The sequence below is a fragment of the Azospirillum humicireducens genome, assembly GCF_001639105.2.
In the GTDB taxonomy this organism is placed as follows: Bacteria; Pseudomonadota; Alphaproteobacteria; order Azospirillales; family Azospirillaceae; genus Azospirillum; species Azospirillum humicireducens.
The window spans coordinates 342,797-364,419 of sequence record NZ_CP028907.1; the positions used below are offsets into that span (position 1 = coordinate 342,797).

Genomic DNA, 21,623 nt, shown 5'->3' on the forward strand with positions numbered 1-21,623 from the left:
GTCTCTCCCGCTGCCTTTGTTCGTCTGTGCCATCAGCATGAAACGGGCGGAACACCGGTCCCTTTGCGGACCGGCGCCCCGCCTACGGGTTTACTGGTTGTCCGGGAGGGCGAAGACGGTCAGCGTGCCGCCAAGCTGGGTGTATTCGCCCAGCGATTTGTGTGCGCCGACGGCGCCAAGGCCTTCCTGTTCGCCGGTCAGCCCTGCGGCGAGCCCGATACCGGCCCAGCCGCCGACACCCGACAGCACCGCGACGTACTGCTTGCCCTTGTGCGTGTAGGTGTTGACGTTGCCGATGATGCCGGACGATGTCTTGAAGTTGTAGAGATCCTTGCCGTCACGCAGGTCGAAGGCCTTCAGGTAGCCTTCAAGCGTGCCGTAGAAGCCGACGCCGCCCTTGGTCGTCAGGGCGCCGCTCCAAACCGCGAAGCGTTCCGGCTTCGACCAGACGATCTTGCCGGCCGCCGGATCCCAGGCGATGAAGTTGCCCATCCCGCCGTGCGAGTTCGGGGCCGGATACATGCTGAGCGTCGCGCCGACATAGGGCTGGCCTGCCGAATACTCCACCTTGAACGGTTCGTAATCCATGCAGATGTGGTTCGTCGGCACGTAGAGCAGGCCGCTGTCCGGCGAGTAGGAGGCCGGCTGCTGGTCCTTCGACCCGAGCGCCGCCGGGCAGACGCCGGTGGTGTTGGTGTCCTCGCCCTGGGCGAAGGTGCTGTATTTGTCGACGACCTTGGGCCTGCCGGTCGCCATGTCGATCTCGGTCGCCCAGTTGACGGTCGGATCGAACTTCTTCGCGACGAGAAGCTCGCCGGTGTTGCGGTCGAGCGTATAGCCGAAGCCGTTGCGGTCCATGTTGACCAGGACCTTGCGCTGCTGGCCGCCGATGGTGATGTCGGCCAGGATGTTCTCGTTCACGCCGTCATAATCCCACTCGTCGAACGGCGTCTTCTGGAACACCCATTTCGCCTGACCGGTGTCGGCATCGCGGGCGAAGATGGTCATCGACCATTTGTTGTCGCTCTTGGCCCGGTTCTTGTCGACGGCGCGCTGTGCCGGATTCCAGGTGCCGGGGTTGCCGGTGCCGTAATAGATCAGGTTCAGGTCGGGATCGTAGGTGTACCAGCCCCAGGTGGTGCCGCCGCCGATCTTCCACTGGTCCGCCGGCCAGGTCTTGATGCCGAGGTCGGGCTCGCCGATCGGCTTGCCCATCATCAGCGTCTTCTGCGGGTCGATCATCACGTCCTTGTCGGGACCGGTCGAATAGGCCCGCCACACCATCTTGCCGCTGTTGATGTCGTAGGCCGTCAGATGGCCGCGCACGCCGAACTCGCCGCCGCTGATGCCCACATAGACCTTGTCCTTGACGACCAGCGGGGCGGCCGTCAGTGTTTCGCCCTTGCTGGCATCGCCGTTCTTGGCCGACCACAGCATCTTGCCGCTCTGCGCGTCGAGCGCCACCAGCGTGTTGTCGGCCTGACCCAGGAAGACCTTGTTGCCGGCCACCGCGACGCCGCGGGTGACGGTGTCGCAGCACATCACCGGGATGACGGCGGAGTCCTGCTTGGGTTCATATTTCCACTTGATGCGGCCGTTGTCGTTCAGGTCCAGCGCGTAGACGATGTTGGGGAAGGGCGTCGATATGTACATCGTGTCGCCGACCACCACGGGACCGCCCTCATGTCCGCGCAGGACGCCGGTGGAGAATTGCCAGACCGGCCGCAGGTTCTTCACGTTGTCGCGGGTGATCTGGTCGAGCGTGCTGTAGCGCTGGCCGGCATAATTGCCGAGCTGCATCGCCCAGTTGGCCGGATCCTTCTGGTTTTTCAGGGTGTCTTCATTGGCATGGGCGACCGTGGCGGTGGCCGCCTGGATCGCGGCGGTGACGAGCAGACAGCGCACAAAGGGGTTCATCTGTTTCCTCCCGTTTTTTTAAAGGGTGGCCCGTGGTCCCATGGACTGTGCGGCGACAGGCGGCGGTGGCGATTGAACGGTCCGTTGAGAGGGCGGTCTCCCTCCTTCGTTGGCGCGTGATGTCGATCAGTCGGCGTCGGAGGTGCATCGGCACCCGAAGTTCCCAATCCCAATGGGGCCGGCATCCAGGCGTGCCGGTATCAAGTGCCGGAGCACGGCCCTTGGCGGGGTTCTGAACTGCCCCGCATTATGTTGGTGATGCCGACAGTCAGTCTGATCAAATAAAGATAGTCTGTGAAGATTGTTTTCCGCTGCCGTTCGAAAGTTTTTGGGCAAAGCGAAAGAACGGATGCTTTGTTCTGAAAGTGGTAATCCAAATGTAGAGCCTTGCCGAGCTGGCGTTCGCGCGGTCAGGCCTGCTCAGCCGGTCCGCCCCGTCTTGCCCAGAATCCGCGGCCGGGATCATAGGCCAGCACCGCAGCGCCGAGAAACAGTGCGAGGCAGCCGGCCACCCACAGCAGAGCGGCGACGTCGACTCGGAGATACAGGCTGAAGCGGATCAGTTCCACCGCCTGGGTGAAGGGATTGTAGGCGGCGATCAGGTACAGGGTCGGGCTGCCTTCCCGAATTCGCCAGAGCGGGTAGAGGGCGGAGGAGGCGAAGAACATCGGAAAGATGACGAAATTCATCACCCCGGCGAAATTCTCCAGCTGCTTGACGAAGGAGGACAGGAGCAGGCCCAGCGCCCCCAGCATCAGCCCGCTCAGCACCAGCGCCGGCAGGACGGCGAGATAGCCCAGCGGCGGCGGCTCCACCCCCCACAGCCAGGTGATGCCGAGGAAGACATAGACCTGCATGATCGACACCGCGACGCCGGCCAGCAGCTTGGCGACCAGCAGGTACCAGCGCGGCAGCGGACTGACCAGCAACGTCCGCATGCTGCCCATTTCGCGGTCGTAGACCATGGACAGCGAATTCTGCATGCCGTTGAACAGCTGGATCATCGCGACCAGGCCGGGCACGACATATTCGTCGTAGAGGATGTAGGTCTCGTAGGGCGGGATGATCGACACGCCCAGCACGGCGCGGAAGCCGACGGCGAAGATCGCCAGCCAGACCAGCGGCCGGACCAGTGCGGCGAAGAAGCGCTCGCGCTGGTGCAGGAAGCGCAGGCCCTCGCGCACGATGATGCTGCGCAGGCAGTACCAGTAGGTGGCGGCACTCATGAGCGGCGCTCCTCCGCCGTCAGGGCGGCGAAGGCGGCGGGCAGGGCAGCCATGCCGGTTCCGGCGCAGACCGCCAGGACGCTTCCGGAGGCGCGCAGGCGGCCCTGGTGCAGCACGATGACGGAGTCCTCGTCCGCCGCCTCGTCCATCAGGTGGGTGGCCCACAGCACCGCCAGCCCCTCGTCGCGGCAGAGCGCGCGGACATGGGCGAGGATGTGGCGGCGGGAGTCCACGTCGAGCCCGACCGTCGGCTCATCGAGAAGCAGCAGGCTCGGGCGGTGCAGCAGGGCGCGGGCGATCTCCACCCGGCGGCGCTGTCCGCCGGACAGGGCTCGCACCCTGTCGTCGGCGCGGTCGGACAGGCCGATGCGGGCCAACTCCTCGCGTGCGCGGGCTTCGCAGTCCGATGGCCGCATGCCGTGCAGGCCGCCATGGTAGCGCAGATTCTGCCGGATGGTGAGGTCGAGGTCGAGCGTCGGCTGTTGGAACACCACGCCGATCCGCGCCAGCGCGCGGGTCGGCTGCTGCCGCAGGTCGAAGCCGAAGATGCGGATGTCGCCGCTGCGGCCGGAATAGAGCCGGGTGATCAGCGAGAACAGCGTGGTCTTTCCCGCGCCGTTCAGCCCCAGCAGCATGGTGAAGCCGGCCGGCGGCACGGTGAAGGACACATGGTCCAGTGCCATGCGCTTGCCGAAGCTGTGGCTCAGATCCTCCACGGCCAAGGCGGCCACAGCCCCGGCGGCGGATCCTTGAATTGCGGGAATCGACGGAGACTCCGGAAGAACCACGGCCTCGAACATCCTGTCTTCCCCCAGGCCATAACCCCGTCCTCACCCGATTGGTGGTGGGATGCGCGGCATGCGCCGTTGTTCGGAAGGGTGATTGCAAAGATGGCGTCGCCGCATGATTGTTGGGATTGCGGATGAATGTTCAAGGCGCTTTCGTGCCGGGACGTGAGCTTGACCCAGACCATACTCCCGAAGAGTGACGTCCTGCTGGTGGCTCTGTCGGCGCGCGCCCTGGCCGGCAGTGCAGGCCGCAGCGGAATGAGTGTGACCGCCCTCGACCTGTTCGCCGACACGGACACGGAGGCGATGGCGAACCGCTGCTTCGCCCTGCCGTCGCGGCGGCTGCGCCTTCCCGGTCCGGCGCTGGGGCGGGTCCTGGCGGCGCCCGATCTGCGCGGGGTGCCGCTGGTTTATGGCGCCGGGTTCGAGGACAGGCCGGACCTGCTGGAGGCGCTGGAACGCGATCGGCCGGTCATCGGCAACAGCGCCGCGACGGTGGCAATGCTCAAGGACCCGTCTGCCCTTGCCGCTCTGCTCGGCCGTCTCGGCATTCCGCATCCGGACATCGCCACATCGCCGCCGGTTGACAGCGGGGGCTGGCTGACGAAGCACGCCGGTGCCAGCGGCGGCGGCCATATCCGGCCAGCCGGTCGGCGGGTGCCGGCGGGACATTATCTCCAGCGCCGTGTGCCGGGACGGCCGGTGTCCCTGCTTTTCCTGGCCGATGGCCGGCGGGTGCTGCCGGTGGGCTTCAGCCGGCAATGGGTGGCCCCTGCGCCCCGGCAGCCCTTTCGCTATGGCGGCGCGGTCGGACCGTTGCCGGTGGTGCCGATAGACAGGGGGGCCGCCGCAGGCATGACGGCCGCCGTCTCGCGCATCACTGCGGAGGTTGGGCTGGTCGGGCTCAACAGCGCCGATTTCCTGGCCGGACCGGGCGGCTGGTGCCTGTTGGAGATCAATCCGCGGCCGGGGGCGACGCTCGACCTGTTCGACCGTCCGCCGATGCCGGGTTTGCTCGGGCTGCATATGGCCGCCTGCTCCGGCGATCTGCCGCAGGAACTGCCGGCGCTGTCCGGCTGCCGCGCCGCCCTGGTCGTCTATGCGCGTACACCGGTTCGCCTGGACGGTGGCATGCGCTGGCCGGATTGGACCGCCGACCGTCCCCGCAGCCCGGCTCACGTCCTGCCGGGAGCGCCGTTCTGCACCGTTCTGGCCGATGCGGCCGGTGTGGTGGAGGCCCGCCGCCTTGCCGGGCGGCGCGCACGGGATCTGTTCCGGTTGCATGCCCTGGCGGCGGCGGCATGAGCGGTGCGGTCGCCCTGTTCACCGATGGCGCCGACTGGCACGCCGCAAGGCTGGAGCAGGCGATGATGCGCCGCGGCGTCGAATGCCGCCGCGTGCCGCTGAGCGCCTGCGGCTTCGCCGTCGGGCGGACGGCGACGGGTCTGCTGCTGCCGGGATTCGGCGATGCCCTGCCGGCGGGGGCCTTCGTGCGGGTGGTCGGGCAGGGCAGCTTCGAACAGGTGACGCTGCGGCTGGGGGTGCTGCATGCGCTCGACCGGCTGGGGGTGCCGGTCTACAACTCCGCCCGCGCCATCGAGGCTTGCGTGGACAAGAGCATGACCAGCTTCCTGCTGGCCCAGGCCGGGTTGCCGACGCCGCCTTCCGTCGCCGTGCAGGATGCCGCGACGGCGCGCGCGGTGGCGGGGGCTTGGCCGGACTGCGTGCTGAAGCCGCTGTTCGGTGCCCAGGGCCGCGGCCTGCGCCGCCTGCCGCGTCCGGACGACGTGCCGGAGCCGGAAGCGGTGGCCGGCGTCTATTACCTGCAGCCCTTCGTGCCGCCGCGCCGCGAGGGCGAGTGGCGCGACTGCCGGGTCTTCGTTGTGGGAGGGCGCGCGGTGGCGGCGATGATCCGCCACGGCCGCAGCTGGATCACCAACGTCCGTCAGGGTGGGCGCTGCGAAGCCCTGGCGCCGGAGGGTGCGGTGGCCGATCTGGCGGTGCGCGCCGCCGCGGCGGTCGGTGCCGGCTATGCCGGAGTCGACCTGATTTCCGCCCCCGGCGACGATGGACAGTGGCTGGTTCTGGAGGTGAACTCGATGCCGGCATGGCAGGGGCTGCAGTCGGTCAGCGACGCCGACATCGCCGACGCGCTGGCGGCGGATTTCCTCGGCCGCGTCGAGGCCGCCGCATCGCGGGGGCCGCAATGACCGCCCGCATGCTCCGGCTGTTCCCCGGTCCGCCCGAAGAAGTCGCAATCGGCGGCGCCTATCTCGCCCATCGTCTGCATGAGCGCGGGAGTGCCGTAGCGCCCTTCGTCTATGCCAGTTTCGTCGCCAGCCTGGACGGGCGCATCGCCCTGCGCGATCCCGCCACCGGGGAGAGCCGCCTGCCCGCCGGGCTGGTCAGCGGCAACGATTTCCGCCTGTTCCAGGAGCTACAGGCGCAGGCGGACTGCTTCGTTACCCATGGGGGCTACCTGCGCGATCTGGCGGCCGGACGGCTGGACGATGTTCTGCAGGTGGGGATGCAGGAGGCGGCGCGCGACCTCGCCCGATGGCGGATAGACAACGGATTGCCCCCGCAGCCGGCTGTGGTCGTCGCCAGCGCCAGCCTGAATTTCCCGATGCCGGACTCGCCAGCGCGCCATGGTCAGCGTGTGCTCATCGCCACGGGCGCCGCGGCGCCGGCCGAACGTGTCGCGCACTGGCGCGCCGCCGGCCACGAGGTGCTGGTCGCCGGTTCGGGAGCGTCGGTGGAGGGCGGGCCTCTGGTCGATGAATTGGCTCGGCGGGGACTGCGCAGCGTCTATCTGCTGACGGGGCCGCGCATGCTCGACACCATGATGCGCGACCGCAGGCTTTCACGCCTGTACCTGACCACCGCCCATCGGCTGCTCGGCGGCGAGAGCTTCCACAGCATGCTGGCCGGGCCGGAACTGGGCGATGCCGGTCGGCTGCGGCTCTGCGCGCTGCATTACGACGCCAGCGCGCCGGACGGCACCGGGCAATTCTTCGCCCATTTCGAGCCGCAGCCGGCCTGAGTGGCCGAAGCAAACGCTTGTTTTGGGTGGGAAGGTGCTGCGCCGGTTACAGGCCGGCGCAGGCGTAGGCGTTGATCTCCGTGCCGACCCGGATTTCGGCGGTCGTCGGCTTGCGCCAGGTCTTCATGTCCGTTTCCTCCGCTGGAATGGGCAGATCGGCATGATTGCCATGAGGCCCATTAGGAAATGGTACCGGTGATGTCCCAGGACGACCATCACCCGAACGGATAGCGAAGTGAGAATTTAGGCTAGTTCTTTGTGCGATGCGAAATGAACTGCGCGGCGGAACTTCATTGGAATTGGAATAAATCAACCTGTTAGGCGCTGATCTGGCGCAACATCGCATTGGCTTTTTATTTGAGGAGAAATTCCCGCAAGTCAGTTATCGGCGCCCGGTCTCAATCTTCCGCGCATGGAAGGAAGCGGAATGGTTCGACGGCGGAAGGTATTCGGTCCTTTGTCGCTGCTCAGCCCAAGCAAGGCGGCCGCCGCGAGTCCCCATCGCAAAAGCCCCCCTCCCACGGGGGGAGGGGGGCTTTCACGCCGAAGGAGTCCTGGTGAGAACTCAGGCGGCGAACGGGTGCTTCGCGGTGTCCTTCTGGTTCTGCAGATCCTTGGCGGTCGGATAGCCGGACACCGCGCGTTCGATGGCTTCCTTGGTGGCGCGGTAATTGTAGTCCTGGATCTTGGCGTTGTCCTTCGCCTCCCAATGGATGAAGACGCCGACGCAGATGAAGATATTGTCGATCTCGTCCTGCGGGATGGTGCCCTCGGCCACGCAGTCGGCGACCGCCTTCGCCACGCCGTGCTGGGCGGGGCCGAACATCTGGACGGCCTGTTCCGCGCCCTTGATGGTGACCTTGTTGAACAGGATGGTCGAGGGCTTGCATTGGAGATTGGGGGCGATGACCGCCAGCAGGCTGGTGAAGCCGTCCTTGTTGTTGGTCAGCGCGTTGCAGAATGCGGTTTCGGCGGCACTGCCGCGCGGCCCCATGATCAGGTCGATGTGGGCCACTTCGTTCCCGTCGCCGACCAGAGACTCACCCACCAGCACGCGATTGATTTTCGGGGATGACCCCTGCCACATGCCCATCGCCGTTTTCTCCCATGTTCTTGAAAATCATTGGAGGACCGCCGCAGTCATGCGGTCACGCCGGCCAGCTCGATCCAGGTGAGGCGCCGGTAACGCGGCGTCTGGATTGTCGGTGAGGTCCCGGCGTCGGTCACGCTGGGCATTATGCCAGTTTGTTGGTTTGCTCTACAAACTCACAAAAGGGGTCCGGAGTACCTTGAAATCGCAGCCGCCGTCTTTGTGCCGCACCAGGATCGACTGGGAGGGCATGACCGCAGGGTTGTCGTTACCCCATCTTTGCGGCGGCTGCGATCGGGCTTGGAGTTGGCGTCACTGCTGTCCTTGCGTGTCGCTCGATCCGCTCTTTCCTCCTGCTCCACCTTGCGTCACCGGGTCGCCGCCGATGGTGCCCTGCCGCTGCTGCTGGAGCGATGTGTCGGGCAACTGCCCGGTCGGCGACGCGGCGCCGCTTCCCGTGGTCGTTCCGCCCGATGTGCCGGAACTGCCCTGAGGCACCGGCGTGCCGCCGATGGCGCCTTGGCGTTGGCCGGGCAGGGAGTCCGGCGGCAGCTGTCCCTCGGTCGCCGCCGGGGCGTTCTGCGTGGTGGTGCCGGTGGTGGATTGGGCGAAGGCCGCTGGGGCCAAGGCAGCCACGCCGAAAATGCCGGCCCCGATGGCGGCCGCACCGGCCAGGGCGCGGACCGGGCCGCTGGAGAGCTTCATCGTCATGAGTCTACCTCCCTAGGGCCGGGCCGTCGCCGACAGCCGCCGCCGTACCCGGCCTTTCCCCTCAACCGGGCGCTGCGGCCGCCGGTTCCGTGAGCCGGTCGCCTGTCCCGGCGTGAACCGGTCACGGCTTGACGACGACTCCCCAGGGCGCGCCGCCGACGGGGATGCTCTTGATGACCTTGTTGCGCTCCAGGTCGATCACCGACAGGTCGTTGCTGATGCCGTTGGTGGTGTAGAGCCGCTTTTCGTCGGGCGAGAAGGCGAGGTTCCAGACGCGCTGGCCGACCAGGAAATAGCGCTTAACCTCGAAGCTCCCGGTGTCGATTTCGGCGATCCGGTTGGCGGGGCCGAGCGCCACGAAGGCGCGCTTGCCGTCGCGGGTCATCTGGATGCCGACCGCCTGGATCGCTTCGCGGCGGACGCCGGTGACCTCGAAGCGGATCTTCTTCACCACCTTGCGGGTGGCAGCGTCGATGACGCTGACCGTGCCCCCGATCTCGCTGGACACCCAGACATGCTTGCCGTCGTCGCTGAAGCGGGCGACGCGCGGCCGGCTGTCGACCAGCACGTTGCCGACGACGGCGCGTTTCTCGGTGTCGATGAAATGCGCCATGTTGGTGGTTTCGGAGGTGTTGACCAGGATCTTGCCGTCTGGGCTGATGCCCATGCCTTCCGGCTCCACCCCGACCTGGATGTTGCCGACCGCCTTGCGGCTGGGGATGTCGATGATGGTCACCATGTTGTCGTCCTCGTTGGCGACATACAGCCGGTTGCCGTCGGGGGAGAGGACGAACAGCTCCGGATCGGGGCCGGAGGGCAGGGAATGGACCACCTTGCCGCTGGCGATGTCCAGCACATCGACACGGTTGTCGTCGCCGGCGCAGACATAGAGCTGCGTTCCGTCGGCGCTGAGCGTGATGCCGCGCGGGCGGCGGCCGACCTTGATCTTGTTGGTGATCTGCAGGCTGTCGCCGTCCACGACGGCGATCTGGTTGTCCTTCTCGTTGGACACGAAAATGGTTTCGGCCAGCACCGGCTCGGCGATCAGGACCGGGGCGGCGAGGAACAGAATGGTGCACAGCAAGGAACGCATGGGGTGGTCCGCCTCTTCAACGGTTGAAACGGCATTTGCTTTCCGGCGCATCGTCGCCGAGCGTGTCGAGGGGCGTCACGGGGTGCAGGAACCCTTCCTGGGGCGACACCGAGACCAGCATGCGCGGCCCGGCGATCAGGATGGGTTGCCGCATCTGGCCGTCCCATTTGCGGAAGGACAGGGCTTCGCCCTTGAAGCCGGCCAATTCGAAATCGGGGCTGTGCAGATAGGCGACGAGGTCGTCGAAGCCGGCGCCGCCGGTGCGGGTCGCCGCCTCTCCCACGCTGCGCACCGCCAGCCAGGCGGCGTAGTCGCGCGGCAGCATCCAGCGGCCGGCCAGCTTCTCGAACCGGCTTTGCAACTGGGTGCCGCCCCACTGCTCGTTCACCCGCGACCAGGCGGTGGCGGTCAGTCCCTGGGTGCCGGCCACCGGCCGAGGATGCCAGGTGCGGCCGTCGAGGTAGTCGCCGAAATTCCCCGCCTCGTCGGCGACGACCAGCACGTCGTAGTCCGGCCCCTGGGTGGCGAGCGGGATGTCGGACTGGATGGTGGTGACGCCGGTGTCGGTGCGGCGGTTGCCGGTGTCGAAGGTCCAGCCCTTCTCGGCGACGATCCGGCCGCCGAAGCGCTTGGCGGCGCGGCGCACCGCGTCGGCATAGAGCGCGTCGCCGGGATCGCGGCCGATCAGCAGGCTCCAGCCCGTCCATTTCTTCCAGGCGAGATACTGCGCCAGGGCATCGGCCAGCATGCGCCGGCTGGCGGCGGTGTGCAGCATGTTGGCCCGGCACTGCTCGTTGCGCAGCGCGTCGTCGGGTGCGCGGGCGTTGAACAGCAGCATCGACCGCGCCTCCGGCCTTTCGGCGACCTGGATCAGCGCATCGCCCGGCAGGTCGGCGACGACGAAGCGCACGCCCTCGTCCGCCAGCGCCTTGAGCCCGGCGGCAAGGTCGCCGTCCTGGGGCAGCAGCTGCTCCACCAGCCGGAAGCTCTGGTTCATGAACATGCCGGTGGAGTTGTTGTCGGCCAGCGCCAGCCGGGCGCCCTGCAGCCCCTCGTCGGTCGCCACCGGTTCCAGGAAGCTGGCCGGCGTGCGCGGGTCCTCCTGCAGGCCGAGAAAGCCGATCAGGATCGCCTGCCCGCCGGAGTCCTGGCCCAAGACCGCTCCTGCCGGCGCCGTAAACAGAAGTGCCGCGAGCGGCAGGGCGGCGATGAGGCGCCTTCGTCCCGTGGCCTTCGATAAGTCGGAGCGTCGCCTAGACAACGGCCAGAATCTCACCTCGCCCTCCTTCCGCAAGATCGCCGATGAAGCGATGGGCGCGGGTGGTGCCCGCGCGCTCGAACCAGCTTCCGGTGCCCTCCAGCGCCCGGCGCAGCAGGTGCAGGAACAGCCAGTCCCGCGTGCCGCCGTCGGCGAAGCCATCGGGCGCCGCGCTCGCCGGCCGTCCCAGCAGCAGGGTGCCGCGCCGCATGCCGAAGCCCGGATGCGGACCGCAGCCGCCCGCGACGGCGAGCGTGCCGGCGACCGTGAAGGCGGCGGAGTAGGCGCCGGCCCGGCCGTCGACGACGACGATCCCGCGTCGCATCCGCTCGCCCACCCGGTCTCCGGCATCGCCGCCGACGCTGATCAGCCCGCCGCGCATCCCCAGGGGCAGTCCGGGCAGGACGCCGCCCAGGCTGTCGCCGGCCTTGCCGTCGATGCGCAGCAGTCCGCCGATCATCCCGGCACCGGCATGGTTGCCGGCGTCGCCCGCGACCAGGATGCGGCCCATCGTCATGCCGGCGCCGACCCGGTGCAGGATGGCGCCGCCCGGCCGGATCAGCAGTCCCTCCGCCGCGTCGCCGGCCGACAGCTCGAACAGGTCGCCGATCCGGGCCGACCCGCCGCCGCAGGGCAGCGGCATCCCTGCGATGGCATCGGCCGTCAGCCCGGCCAGCCGCTCCGGCAGCAGCGCGGACATGTCCACCATGATGCCGGCGTCGCCGCGATAGGTCAGGGACAGGCCGCTCATGCCATCACCTTGTGCAGATGGAAGTGATGCGGCCCCAGCTTGCCGCCGTAATTTCCGGCGGTGATCGCCAGCACGCCGGCACCCGTCCCGCCGGCAACGGCTGCGGCGATCCCGGCGCGCATGCCGGTGCGGATGGTGGCCTCGTCGGTGCCGTCCAGTACCAGCTCCAGCACCGCCTCGACATCGGGCGACAGCAGGGTTTCGGGTTCGACCGCCCGCAGGGTCGGGCAGAAGCGGGTGTTGGTGGAGGCGATCAGCGCCTTGTATTTCGACCCGACCTTGGAGCCCGAGCGCACCACCCCGCCGGGGAAGGGCAGGATGATGCCGGGAAGCGGCCGGATCGCTGCCACTGCCGCCTCCGCCGCGGCAAGGCACTGGCGGTGGCTGGCGGCCAGGATCAGGAAATTGCCGCCGCCGATGCCCTTGCCCACGGCGACGCTGTCCTCGCAGACGAACTCCCCATCCATCACCGGCAGGCGCCAGAAGCGGCGGTCGCCGAACGTCTTGGCGATCTGATGCCCGTCGCCGAAATAGCGCAGGCCGCCGCCGAGCGGGATGCGCTTGGCGCCGTCGAGAAGCCCGGCATAGCAGGCGGAGCCTGGCGAGGTCATGACGCATTGCCCGACCCGGTTGACGACATGCTTGGCAAGGTCGCCGGTCGACATGCCGAAGATCATCACCGCCGCCCCCGGCCGGCTGTCCGGCGTCTCCTCCGGCGTCAGCAGCCGTTCCACCGCCGCCTCGCAGCCGCAGCCGATGACGGACGTGGCGAAGCCGGTCAGGCTGGAGGTCGCCGCATCGACCCAGGCGGGCGTGTCGGCGGTGATGACGAGGCGCGTGTAGGTCATCGGAAAGGCTTCGGCGAAGGTGTCCTCGATGCGCACGCCGTTGATCTGCAACTCCGCCATCACGGCACCTCCCGCCGCCGGCAGGGGTGGAGGAGGGGGCCGGCGCCGTGGCGGATCTCCTCGTCGCGGATGCGGAAATGCTTGAGGGACAAGCCGAGGCGCTCGTCGAAATGGCGGGCGATGCGGCGCTCGATCAGGTCGTCGAAGCCGGGGCGGACGACATGGGTGCAGCCCTGGGCCATCGCCACCAGCGTCCCGTCGCGCACCACCAGCCGGCCGCTCTTGAAGACCAGATCCGGCCGCTCGAACATGGCGCGGCGGTCGGGCCGGTCGGTATAGACGGTGACGTCGGCCGAGGCGCCGGGTGCCAGATGGCCGCGGTCGGCAAGGCCCAGGATGCGCGACGGCGCTGCACGGGTCATGACGGCGATCTCCGCCAGCGTGTATTCGCGGGTGATCGAGCCCAGCGTGGTGTGGGCCGGCGCGTCGGGGTGGATTTCCGCCAGCTTGGCCAGCCGGTAATCGCGGTCCATCAGCAGCCGGATCAGCTCGGGATAGAAGGTGAAGGGCGCGCCGTTGGGGTGGTCGGTGGTCAGGAACACCCGCCAGGGATCGTCCAGCAGGAGGAACAGCTCCAGCCCGATCGCCCATTGCAGCGCGTTGACATAGGAGTTGTCGCGGTAGCGGAACGGCACCACGCCGCAGCCGGCGTCGCATTCGATGTCCATCGCCAGCCATTTGCGCGGGTGGGCCAGCGGCGCGGTGCGGCGCTGCGCCATGGTGTCGGCCGACGCGGTCACCGTCTGCCCGAACATCACCTGTCCGATGTCCACCGACAGGGTCGGCGTCCGGTTCACCGCCTCCGCCAGCGCCGCGGCGCCGGAGGAGAATTTGCGGTCGCCCTCCGTGTCGTAGCTGTGGAACTGGATGTGCGTCATGTGCATCGGCAGGCCGGACGCCGCCTGGATGGTGTCCAGCGTCGTGGCGACGTTGCCGGGAACGCCCAGGTTGCAGCCATGGACATGCAGCGGGTGGGGCAACCCCAACTCGTACACCGCGCGGGCCAGCACGGTCAGGACGCTGCGCGGGGTGACTCCGTAATAGGGTCCGGGCTCGTCCAGGTCGAGGCTGCGGGCGTTGAACTTGAAGGCGTTGATGCCGCCGGGATTGACCACCTTGACGGCAAGGCTCTGGGTCGCGGTCAGCATCCAGGCGACATAGTCGTTGATCGCTGCCTGCCCGGCATTGGTGGCGATCAGGTCCAGCAGGAAATCGTCGCTGCCCAGAACCAGATAGCCGCCGGTGTCGATGTAGGGGATGTCGCCCATCTCCATATGCGCATGCCGGGCGTTGGAGCCCAGCATCGCCGGCTCGAAGGCGGCGGTGAAGCCCATCTCGATGTAGCGGGCGCCGGTCGTGTGGGTGGAGGGGGTGGCGAGCCCGCTGCCGCCGCCGCAGCCGCAGGCGCTGCCGGCGAAGCGGTGGTGTTCGTGCTCCTCCCCCATCAGCAGGCGGGCGAGGTTGACCTTGCCGCCGGCGATGTGGCTGTGGATGTCGATGGCGCCGGCCATCACCACCTTTCCGGTCAGGTCATAGGTGGCGTCGGGCGCAGCACCCGGTCCCGGATCGGCGGCGATGCGGTCGTCGCGCAGCCAGAGGTCGGCGACCTCGCCATGCCGGCCGTTGGCCGGGTCGAACAGCCGCCCGCCGGCAAGCTTCGTCAGCATCCGGCTTTCTCCCTGGTATCGGCGGATTGCTCCAGCGCCGCCAGCATCCGGCCGATCACGTCGGCAACGCTGGGCAGGCCGCGGTCGATCAGCGCGCCGGCATGCAGAGCCACCACGCTGTCGGCGCGGAACACGTCGCCGGCATGGTCGATGCCCGGCGTCCCCACCGGGATGAACAGCGCCGGTTCGGGCGCGATGGCCGTCTCCGGCGGCGCCAGCATGATGACGCTGCCGCTGGTGCCGAACTCCGGCACTTCGGGCCGAAAGGCGGAGATCCACAGCGTCACGTCGGCATCGCGCAGCCGTGCCCGCCAGTCGAACCTGTCGGGATCGTGCAACGGCGCGCCCGCGTCGAAGCCGGTGCGCAAAGGAAAGCCGGTTCGCCAGGTGCAGGCCTGGTTGGCGCCGATCAGGTTGTCGGCACCCGACAGCGGCAGGCCGGCGCAGCGCGTCGTACCGTCCACGGTGCGGACCAGCCGGGCCAGCGCTTCGACGATCAGGTCCGGCTGAGGTCCGTTGAACAGCCCCGCCGCCCACACCACCACCGCATAGCGCGCGGCCCGCAGCCGGGCCGCCAGTTCCGCCATCCGGGCATCGCTCGACGCCGTCCGGCCCGCCAGTGCGGTCCTCAGTCTCGTAACCAGGGTGGCGAGGTCCGGCTGCGGGTCGGTCTCCATGCCCTGCGTTTCGATCTGGCCGGCAAGGCATTGCACGGTCTCGGGCAGCGGTTTCCCGCCCAGGAAGACGACGCTCCGGCCGCCGCCGGGGACGAAGGCCGGTGCCGGTGCCACCCAGCGTTCCCACAGGCGCGGGAAGGCGGCGGCCGGATCCGGCCCGACGACCAGGACGAGGTCGCAGCGGTTGCGCAGCTCCGCCAGCGTGGTGACCGACCAGCCGAAGCGCCGCAGGACCGCGAGGTTGCGGAACAGGGCGTCGGACCGCTCATGGTCCACCGTCGCCCCGATGCGTGCGGCGAGCGTCAATGCGGCGAGCACGCCCTCGACATCGGTGGCCAGCCCGGCGATCAGCGGCGCACGCGCGGCGCCGAGCAGCCGCGCCGCCTCGGCGATGGCTCTGTCCATGGCGACGGGGGTGCCGGCCATGCGGGCGTCCGTCGCCACCGCCATGGGCCGGCGGAACAGCCGGTCGGCCTGCGGGCAGCCGCTGGGCCGGGGGGCGATGCCGGAATCGTCCCGATCGATCCCGATGTCGCCGCATCCCAGGCCGCAGAACGGACAGAGGATTTCGGGGTGGAAGGTCATGGCCCGCCAATCGCCTGAGCGGAGAATGAACCTGGATTCGCAGTGGGTCGCATAGGTCGCAGGAACTATTGCGGGCAGCCCATGCGGTGGATTTCAAATGTGCGGTCGTCTTCGCTGGGAGCCGTCCAAGCATCGGCCCCTGAACGGAAAAGCTGTTGTTCCGACATGGCCGGCTTCGGACATGCCTGTCGATCCATTCATGACCAAATTTCCTTCCAGGGAATCCGCACCCATTCGGGCTACTGCGCACAGATACTCGTTCGCGCTACGGACAATTTTGTTTGCAACGCTAACATTGTGCCGGGACCCGCGCAAAGGGAATGCAGATGAGCCACCAGCGCAATCGGATAGGGGAGGTGCGGGTCCATGCGCCCGCGCGCCTACATGCCGGCTTCGTCGACCTCAATGGCGGGCTTGGGCGCCGCTTCGGCAGCCTGGGTATCGCCATCGACCGGCCGGCGATCACCCTGCGTATCCGCCCGGCCGACCGGCTGACCGTCGACGGCCCGTCTGCCGAGCGTGTGTGGCGCAGCATCGAACGGCTGGGCCGGGAAGCCGGGCTTTCCGATTTGGTCGCCGTGACGGTGGAGGAGGCGATCCCGGCGCATGTCGGGCTCGGCTCCGGCACCCAGACCGACCTTGCGGTCGCGGCGGCGCTGGTCTGCCTGGAGGGGCGCCGCACCGCCGCCCGCGAACTGGCCCGCACGCTGGAACGGGGGGCGCGGTCCGGCATCGGGCTGGCGGCCTTCGAGCAGGGCGGCGTGCTGCTGGACGGCGGCCGGGGCGGGCTGGATGCGGCGCCCCCGCTGATCGCGCGGGCCGAGTTTCCCGAGGACTGGCGCATCCTGCTTCTGCTCCACCGCGGCGGGCACGGACTGCACGGCGCGCCGGAGGCGGACGCCTTCCGGCGGCTGCCGCCCTTTCCGCCGGATGCCGCGGCCCATCTCTGCCGGCTGATGCTGATGGTGGCGCTCCCGGCCCTGGCGGAGCGCGACGTGGAGGCGTTCGGCCGGGCTGTGGGGGAGCTTCAGCGCACCGTCGGCGACCATTTCGCCCCGGCGCAGGGCGGACGCTTCACCAGCCCGCTGGTGGCGGAGGTGCTGGCATGGCTGGAGGCGCAGGGGATCGCCGGCCTCGGCCAGAGCTCCTGGGGGCCGACCGGCTTTGCCATCGTCGGCGATGCCGCGTCGGCGGAGCGGCTGGCCGGCGAGATGCGCGACCGCTGGGCCGGATCGCCGCTGGAGGTCCTGTTCTGCCGTGGCCGGAATGTCGGCGCGACGGTGGAGAATGTGAACGCCGGGACGGGCTTCGTGCCTGCGGCCCGGAGGGCGGCGGGCGAATAGCAGAGGTGAACAACAGAAGGGAGGCAGGCATGAGCGCCCCTTACGTGCTGCACATGATCACGCCGCTGGCGAATGTCAGCCCGTTCGACGTCAACATGGCGGTGGATGCCGGTATCGACATGGTGGTCCCCTACACCGGCATCGAGACCGCGCAGGTCGAAGCCCTGACCCAGGATGCCATGTTCTCCCGCGACCCGAAGAACGCGGCGCGCACCGGCCTGTTCATCGGCGGGCGCGATGCGGCGATGGCGCTGGACATGCTCGACGTGGCCCGCAAGGCGATGTTCCCGCCCTTCCAGATCTCGGTCTTCGCCGACCCCTCCGGCGCCTTCACCACCGCCGCCGCCATGGTCGCGGTGGTGGAGCGTGCCCTGCGGCGGGCCGGGCTGGACGGTCTCAGCGGGCTGGACGTCCAGGTCTATGGCGCGACCGGCGTGGTCGGCGGCATCGCCGGGCTGATCGCCGCGCAGGCAGGCGGCAACGTCACCCTGGTCAGCCACCGCGGCGTGTCGGCGGTGCAGGGCAAGGCGGAGGAGTTCGGGCGCCGCTATGGCGTGACGCTGTCCTGCGCCGACACGGCGAGCGGCGGCAAGGCGGCTCTGCTGGAGCGGGCGGAGGTGGTGCTGGCCTGCGGCAAGGCCGGGATCACGGTGCTGTCCGCCGAGGATCTGCGCGCGGCCACGCGCCTGCGGGTGGCGGCTGACATCAACGCCGTGCCGCCGGCCGGGGTGGAGGGCGTCGGCGTGCAGGACGACGGGGTTGCCTTGCCCACCTCATCCGGCGCCGCATCCGGCGCCGTCGGCATCGGCGCGCTCGCCATCGGCAACGTCAAGTTCAAGGTCCAGCACCATCTGCTGGAGCGGATGCAGACCGGCGGCACCGCCGTCGCCTTCGATTTCCAGGACGCCATGGACGCGGCGCGGACCATCGCCGGAAAGGCATCGTGATGCAGGATCGCCCCAGCCTGTCGGCACTCTCCGCCCCGCTCGCCGCCGCACTGGTCGCCGATGCGGCGCAATTGCGGATCGGCATCGACCGCGTTGCCGGTGCGACGGTCGTCGATGGCGGGATCGCCCGGCCGGGAGGGCTGGAGGCCGGACGCCGCATCGCCGAGCTGTGCATGGGCGGCCTCGGCCGGGTGACGCTGCAGGCCGACACCCAATCCGACCGCTGGCCCTTCCAGGTGGCGGTGCACAGCACCGACCCGGTGCTCGCCTGCCTCGGCAGCCAATATGCGGGGTGGAGCCTGTCGCACAAGGACGAAGCCGGGTCCTTCTTCGCGCTGGGTTCCGGACCCGGACGCGCCATGGCCCGCAAGGAGACGCTGTTCGACGAGCTGGGCTACGGCGATAGCGGTGACCATGCCGTCCTGGTCCTGGAAAGCGGCACGGTTCCGCCGGCCCTGCTGGTGGAGCGGATCGCCGCCGATTGCGGAGTGGCGCCGGAGCGGCTGACCCTGGTGCTGACCCCGACGGCGAGCCTCGCCGGCACCGTCCAGATCGTCGCCCGCGTGCTGGAGGTCGCCCTGCACAAGGTGCATGCGCTGGGCTTTCCGCTGCACGACGTCGTCGACGGCATCGGCGTCGCCCCCCTGCCGCCGCCGGGCAAGGGCTTCGTCGAGGCGATGGGGCGGACCAACGACGCCATCCTGTTCGGCGGCACCGTCCAGCTGTTCGTCACCGGCCCCGACGATGCCGCCGCCGATCTGGCGCAGCGCCTGCCCAGCACGGAATCGCGCGACTACGGGCGCCCCTTCGCCGAGGTGTTCGCTGCGGTGAACAAGGACTTCTATGCCATCGACCCGCTGCTGTTCGCGCCGGCCCGCGCCGTGGTGACGGCGCTGGAGTCCGGCCGCAGCTTCCATGGCGGGCATCTTGCGTCGGGCATGCTCGACCGGTCCTTCGGGGGGTGATGGGGTGATTCCCGGCATAGCCGAGCTGTTCATGGCCGTCTGCCGGGTGGAGGTGATGGCGCTGAAGCCCGGCAACGTCCATGTGCATGCCGCCGGCCACGGCATGACGGTGGCGGACTTCCTGCTGTCGGCGGATGTTGCGGCGCCGGAAATCGCACGGCCGGGCGCATCGGTGGGGGAGCGGATCCTTCGGGCGGTGCGGGCGACGCGGGCGGCGGTGAACTGCAACACCAACCTCGGCATCCTGCTTCTGACCGCCCCATTGGCGCGTGCTGCGGAGATGCCGCCGACCTGTCCGCTCCACGACAGGGTGTGCGCCGTGCTGGAGGAGCTGAGCGTGCAGGACGCCGAAGCCGTTTATGAGGCGATCCGCCTTGCGTCACCCGGCGGGCTGGGCCGCGCGGCGGAGCATGACGTCGCCGGCCCTGCGACGGTGGATTTGCGTACCGCCATGGCCGCGGCGCGCTCGCGCGACCGCATCGCCGCCCAATATGCCGATGGCTACCGCGACGTGTTCGGGATCGGCGTTGCCCGTGCGCTCGCTTTCACTGGCAAGGATGCCGTATCGATGGCCGAAGCGGTCTATCTGGACTTCCTGACCGCCTTCCCCGACAGCCACGTCCTGCGCAAGCAGGGGGAGGCGGTGGCGGCGGGCCTGATGGCCGAGGCGCAGGAGGTGCGCCGGCAGTTGGCGGCGGAAACGTCGGACGCCGTCCGGCACGACCACCTGTTCGCCTTCGACGCAAGGCTGAAATGGCAGGGCATCAACCCCGGCACCTCCGCCGACCTCACCGTCGCCAGCCTCTTTGCCCATTGGCTGGAGGATGGGGACCGGTCGGGCGGCGCCGGGGAGACCCCGAGGGGGAGGGTGGCATGGGCGTCCGCCTGATCCTTGCCGCCATGGTGTCGGTCGCCACCGCGGCGCCCGCATGGGCGGAGCCGCTCGCCGTGACGGAGATCGCGCCCGGCATCTTCGTCCATCAGGGCGTCATCGCCGAACCGGCGCCGGACAATCGCGGCGACACCGCCAACATCGGCTTCATCGTCGGCGGCAGCGGCGTGGCGGTGATCGACACCGGCGGCACGCCGGAGCTTGGCCGCCGCCTGCGCGAGACCATCGACGCCCGGACCGACAAGCTGCCGGTCGTCGTCATCAACACCCACATGCACCCCGACCATCTGTTCGGAAACGCCGCCTTCGACGGGGTTCCGGTCGTCGGCCACGCCAACCTGCGCGACGCGCTGGCCGCCCGCATCGAGGTCTACCGGCGCCGGTTGGCCGACGAACTGGGGGCGGAGGCGGCGGCCGGGATCGCACCGCTGCGGGTGGACCGGCCGGTGCGGGAGGAGTTGCTGATCGACCTTGGCGGCCGCATCATCGTCCTGACAGCCCATCCGACGGCGCACACCAACAACGACCTGACCGTCTTCGACCGGCAGACCGGGACACTGTTCGCCGGCGACCTGCTGTTTCTCGACCATCTGCCGGCGGTGGACGGCAGCGCGGTGGGCTGGCTGCGCGTGATCGACGCGCTGGAGCGCATTCCGGCGCTGCGCGCCGTCCCCGGCCACGGCCCCGCGGTTGTCGACTGGCCGGGTGCGCTGGATCCCCTGCGGCGCTACCTCACCACGCTGGTGGAGGGGGTGCGGCGGGTGCAGAAGGCCGGCGGCAGCATTCAGGAGGCCGTCGCGCATGTGGCGGAGGAGGAACGGCACCGCTGGCTGTTGTTCGACGTGTACAATCCGCGCAACGTGACGGCGACCTTCGCCGAGTTGGAATGGGAATAGGAGCGCGATACGGGAGGGAGGAAGCGATGACCGGACGTCCGATGCGGGCTCCGCTGCTGGCGGGGGGCCTGATGCTGCTGTCCATGCCTGCGCTCGCCGCCACCGATGCGGTGGAGGATGCCGCGCGCTGGGACCTGCTGCGCGACATGTATTTCAAGGACCGTCCGGTCGAGGAGGCCGGCGACCGGATGCGGATCGATGCCCCGGCGCGCGCCCACGACGCGGCGCTGGTGCCGGTGCGGGTGGAGGTCGATCCTTCCCTTCGCCTGAAGTCGCTGTCGCTGCTGGTGGACAAGAACCCGGTGCCGCTGGCGGCCACCTTCCGCTATGGCCCGGCCAGCGCCGGCAGCAGCATCGAGACCCGCCTGCGTGTCAACGAGTACACCAACCTCCGCGCCGTGGGCGAGACGCAGGACGGGCGCCTGTTGATGACGCGGGCTTTCGTGAAGGCGGCCGGCGGCTGTTCCGCGCCGGCCCTCAAGGACCCGCAGGAAGCGATGGCGCGGCTCGGCCGCATCAAGGTGAAACTGCCGGAGACCGTCGGGGCCGGCGTCCCGGCCGACGCGCAACTGCTGATCAGCCATCCCAACGCCAGCGGCCTTCAGTTCGATCAGGTCAGCCGCACCTACATCCCCGCCCATTACATCCAGTCGATCATCATCCGCATCGGTGGGCAAACGGTGCTGGAGGCGGACACCGACATTTCGATCAGCGAGGACCCGAATCTGCGCTTCAGCTTCGTTCCCGTAAAGGGCGGCAGCCTGGAGGTGTCCGCCAAGGACACCAAGGGCGCCACCTTCAGCCGGACGGTTCCGCTGGCGGCCGGGGGCGGCTGACGGCGAACCGCAAAGAGGCGCGCCTCAAAA

General features: G+C 69.1%; 21 protein-coding genes. 9 read left to right on the forward strand and 12 right to left on the reverse strand.

The window, feature by feature from the left end; genetic code table 11:
* Positions 1-90: 90 nt before the first annotated feature.
* From A6A40_RS28720 to A6A40_RS28730, 3 genes are all read right to left on the reverse strand, one after another.
* Positions 91-1,917, reverse strand: a complete 1,827-nt coding sequence (locus A6A40_RS28720) for a methanol/ethanol family PQQ-dependent dehydrogenase (protein WP_108549241.1) — start codon at positions 1,915-1,917, stop codon at positions 91-93.
* Positions 1,918-2,327: 410 nt separating this feature from the next.
* A complete protein-coding gene (locus tag A6A40_RS28725) occupies positions 2,328-3,143 on the reverse strand; it encodes an ABC transporter permease (RefSeq protein WP_108549242.1) in 816 nt (271 codons plus the stop codon).
* Positions 3,140-3,943, reverse strand: a complete 804-nt coding sequence (locus A6A40_RS28730) for an ABC transporter ATP-binding protein (RefSeq protein ID WP_108549243.1) — start codon at positions 3,941-3,943, stop codon at positions 3,140-3,142. The genes A6A40_RS28725 and A6A40_RS28730 overlap by 4 nt, the downstream gene beginning before the upstream one ends.
* Positions 3,944-4,096: 153 nt before the next feature.
* Here A6A40_RS28730 and A6A40_RS28735 point away from each other — a divergent pair, with 153 nt between their 5' ends.
* From A6A40_RS28735 to A6A40_RS28745, 3 genes are read left to right on the forward strand one after another with little or no spacing between them, the layout of a single operon-like run.
* Positions 4,097-5,236 carry an ATP-grasp domain-containing protein gene (locus A6A40_RS28735; RefSeq protein WP_236784123.1) on the forward strand — a complete coding sequence of 380 codons (1,140 nt, stop codon included), beginning with the start codon at positions 4,097-4,099 and terminating at the stop codon, positions 5,234-5,236.
* Complete coding sequence (locus tag A6A40_RS28740) at positions 5,233-6,141, forward strand: RimK family alpha-L-glutamate ligase (protein ID WP_108549245.1); 909 nt, start codon at positions 5,233-5,235, stop codon at positions 6,139-6,141. The genes A6A40_RS28735 and A6A40_RS28740 overlap by 4 nt, the downstream gene beginning before the upstream one ends.
* Complete coding sequence (locus A6A40_RS28745; protein ID WP_108549246.1) at positions 6,138-6,974, forward strand: RibD family protein; 837 nt, start codon at positions 6,138-6,140, stop codon at positions 6,972-6,974. The genes A6A40_RS28740 and A6A40_RS28745 overlap by 4 nt, the downstream gene beginning before the upstream one ends.
* 46 nt (positions 6,975-7,020) lie before the next feature.
* Here the strand turns inward: A6A40_RS28745 and pqqA are convergent, their stop codons facing one another.
* The 9 genes from pqqA to A6A40_RS28790 form a co-directional block, all read right to left on the reverse strand.
* Positions 7,021-7,320 carry a pyrroloquinoline quinone precursor peptide PqqA gene (gene pqqA, locus A6A40_RS32525; RefSeq protein WP_418208642.1) on the reverse strand — a complete coding sequence of 100 codons (300 nt, stop codon included), beginning with the start codon at positions 7,318-7,320 and terminating at the stop codon, positions 7,021-7,023.
* Positions 7,321-7,539: 219 nt separating this feature from the next.
* Positions 7,540-8,067: a formaldehyde-activating enzyme gene (fae, locus tag A6A40_RS28755; RefSeq protein WP_174718558.1), complete on the reverse strand. Its 528-nt coding sequence runs from the start codon at positions 8,065-8,067 to the stop codon at positions 7,540-7,542.
* Positions 8,068-8,376: 309 nt separating this feature from the next.
* Positions 8,377-8,775, reverse strand: coding sequence for a hypothetical protein (locus tag A6A40_RS28760; protein ID WP_108549247.1), 399 nt, complete (start codon positions 8,773-8,775; stop codon positions 8,377-8,379).
* Between the two features lie 121 nt (positions 8,776-8,896).
* Complete coding sequence (locus A6A40_RS28765) at positions 8,897-9,868, reverse strand: PQQ-dependent catabolism-associated beta-propeller protein (RefSeq protein ID WP_108549248.1); 972 nt, start codon at positions 9,866-9,868, stop codon at positions 8,897-8,899.
* A gap of 16 nt (positions 9,869-9,884) precedes the next feature.
* A complete protein-coding gene (locus A6A40_RS28770; RefSeq protein WP_236784124.1) occupies positions 9,885-11,024 on the reverse strand; it encodes an ABC transporter substrate-binding protein in 1,140 nt (379 codons plus the stop codon).
* A 97-nt stretch (positions 11,025-11,121) separates the two neighbouring features.
* Positions 11,122-11,877: a formylmethanofuran dehydrogenase subunit C gene (locus tag A6A40_RS28775; protein WP_108549250.1), complete on the reverse strand. Its 756-nt coding sequence runs from the start codon at positions 11,875-11,877 to the stop codon at positions 11,122-11,124.
* Positions 11,874-12,785 (reverse strand): formylmethanofuran--tetrahydromethanopterin N-formyltransferase, encoded by a 912-nt coding sequence (fhcD, locus tag A6A40_RS28780; protein WP_108549251.1) that lies wholly within the window; start codon positions 12,783-12,785, stop codon positions 11,874-11,876. Before fhcD ends, A6A40_RS28775 begins: the two co-directional genes overlap by 4 nt.
* Positions 12,785-14,452: a formylmethanofuran dehydrogenase subunit A gene (locus A6A40_RS28785; RefSeq protein WP_108549252.1), complete on the reverse strand. Its 1,668-nt coding sequence runs from the start codon at positions 14,450-14,452 to the stop codon at positions 12,785-12,787. Before A6A40_RS28785 ends, fhcD begins: the two co-directional genes overlap by 1 nt.
* Entirely contained in the window at positions 14,446-15,714 is a 1,269-nt protein-coding gene (locus A6A40_RS28790) for a molybdopterin-binding domain-containing protein (protein ID WP_108549253.1), read from the reverse strand. Before A6A40_RS28790 ends, A6A40_RS28785 begins: the two co-directional genes overlap by 7 nt.
* Before the next feature lie 326 nt (positions 15,715-16,040).
* On the opposite strand from A6A40_RS28790, the gene A6A40_RS28795 reads away from it, so the two are divergent.
* The 6 genes from A6A40_RS28795 to A6A40_RS28820 are packed head-to-tail and all read left to right on the forward strand — an operon-like array spanning position 16,041 to position 21,593.
* Positions 16,041-17,057 (forward strand): beta-ribofuranosylaminobenzene 5'-phosphate synthase family protein, encoded by a 1,017-nt coding sequence (locus A6A40_RS28795; RefSeq protein WP_108549519.1) that lies wholly within the window; start codon positions 16,041-16,043, stop codon positions 17,055-17,057.
* 29 nt (positions 17,058-17,086) lie between these two features.
* Entirely contained in the window at positions 17,087-18,004 is a 918-nt protein-coding gene (locus A6A40_RS28800; protein WP_108549254.1) for an NAD(P)-dependent methylenetetrahydromethanopterin dehydrogenase, read from the forward strand.
* Positions 18,004-18,969 (forward strand): methenyltetrahydromethanopterin cyclohydrolase, encoded by a 966-nt coding sequence (gene mch / locus A6A40_RS28805; protein ID WP_108549255.1) that lies wholly within the window; start codon positions 18,004-18,006, stop codon positions 18,967-18,969. The genes A6A40_RS28800 and mch overlap by 1 nt, the downstream gene beginning before the upstream one ends.
* 4 nt (positions 18,970-18,973) lie before the next feature.
* Positions 18,974-19,858 carry a triphosphoribosyl-dephospho-CoA synthase gene (locus tag A6A40_RS28810; protein WP_167562549.1) on the forward strand — a complete coding sequence of 295 codons (885 nt, stop codon included), beginning with the start codon at positions 18,974-18,976 and terminating at the stop codon, positions 19,856-19,858.
* The gene (locus A6A40_RS28815; RefSeq protein ID WP_108549256.1) at positions 19,843-20,757 is read left to right on the forward strand and encodes a quinoprotein relay system zinc metallohydrolase 2; all 915 of its coding nucleotides are present in this window, start codon (positions 19,843-19,845) and stop codon (positions 20,755-20,757) included. The genes A6A40_RS28810 and A6A40_RS28815 overlap by 16 nt, the downstream gene beginning before the upstream one ends.
* Positions 20,758-20,783: 26 nt before the next feature.
* Entirely contained in the window at positions 20,784-21,593 is an 810-nt protein-coding gene (locus tag A6A40_RS28820; protein WP_108549257.1) for a quinoprotein dehydrogenase-associated SoxYZ-like carrier, read from the forward strand.
* Positions 21,594-21,623 lie beyond the last annotated feature (30 nt).

Coding starts and splice junctions, on each gene's coding strand:
- A6A40_RS28720 (WP_108549241.1), bottom strand. CDS start 1,917: ATGAACCCCTTTGTGCGCTGTCTGCTCGTCACCGCCGCGATCCAGGCG.
- A6A40_RS28725 (WP_108549242.1), bottom strand. CDS start 3,143: ATGAGTGCCGCCACCTACTGGTACTGCCTGCGCAGCATCATCGTGCGC.
- A6A40_RS28730 (WP_108549243.1), bottom strand. CDS start 3,943: ATGTTCGAGGCCGTGGTTCTTCCGGAGTCTCCGTCGATTCCCGCAATT.
- A6A40_RS28740 (WP_108549245.1), top strand. CDS start 5,233: ATGAGCGGTGCGGTCGCCCTGTTCACCGATGGCGCCGACTGGCACGCC.
- A6A40_RS28745 (WP_108549246.1), top strand. CDS start 6,138: ATGACCGCCCGCATGCTCCGGCTGTTCCCCGGTCCGCCCGAAGAAGTC.
- pqqA (WP_418208642.1), bottom strand. CDS start 7,320: ATGCGATGTTGCGCCAGATCAGCGCCTAACAGGTTGATTTATTCCAAT.
- fae (WP_174718558.1), bottom strand. CDS start 8,067: ATGGGCATGTGGCAGGGGTCATCCCCGAAAATCAATCGCGTGCTGGTG.
- A6A40_RS28760 (WP_108549247.1), bottom strand. CDS start 8,775: ATGACGATGAAGCTCTCCAGCGGCCCGGTCCGCGCCCTGGCCGGTGCG.
- A6A40_RS28765 (WP_108549248.1), bottom strand. CDS start 9,868: ATGCGTTCCTTGCTGTGCACCATTCTGTTCCTCGCCGCCCCGGTCCTG.
- A6A40_RS28775 (WP_108549250.1), bottom strand. CDS start 11,877: ATGAGCGGCCTGTCCCTGACCTATCGCGGCGACGCCGGCATCATGGTG.
- fhcD (WP_108549251.1), bottom strand. CDS start 12,785: ATGGCGGAGTTGCAGATCAACGGCGTGCGCATCGAGGACACCTTCGCC.
- A6A40_RS28785 (WP_108549252.1), bottom strand. CDS start 14,452: ATGCTGACGAAGCTTGCCGGCGGGCGGCTGTTCGACCCGGCCAACGGC.
- A6A40_RS28790 (WP_108549253.1), bottom strand. CDS start 15,714: ATGACCTTCCACCCCGAAATCCTCTGTCCGTTCTGCGGCCTGGGATGC.
- A6A40_RS28795 (WP_108549519.1), top strand. CDS start 16,041: ATGAGCCACCAGCGCAATCGGATAGGGGAGGTGCGGGTCCATGCGCCC.
- A6A40_RS28800 (WP_108549254.1), top strand. CDS start 17,087: ATGAGCGCCCCTTACGTGCTGCACATGATCACGCCGCTGGCGAATGTC.
- mch (WP_108549255.1), top strand. CDS start 18,004: ATGCAGGATCGCCCCAGCCTGTCGGCACTCTCCGCCCCGCTCGCCGCC.
- A6A40_RS28815 (WP_108549256.1), top strand. CDS start 19,843: ATGGGCGTCCGCCTGATCCTTGCCGCCATGGTGTCGGTCGCCACCGCG.
- A6A40_RS28820 (WP_108549257.1), top strand. CDS start 20,784: ATGACCGGACGTCCGATGCGGGCTCCGCTGCTGGCGGGGGGCCTGATG.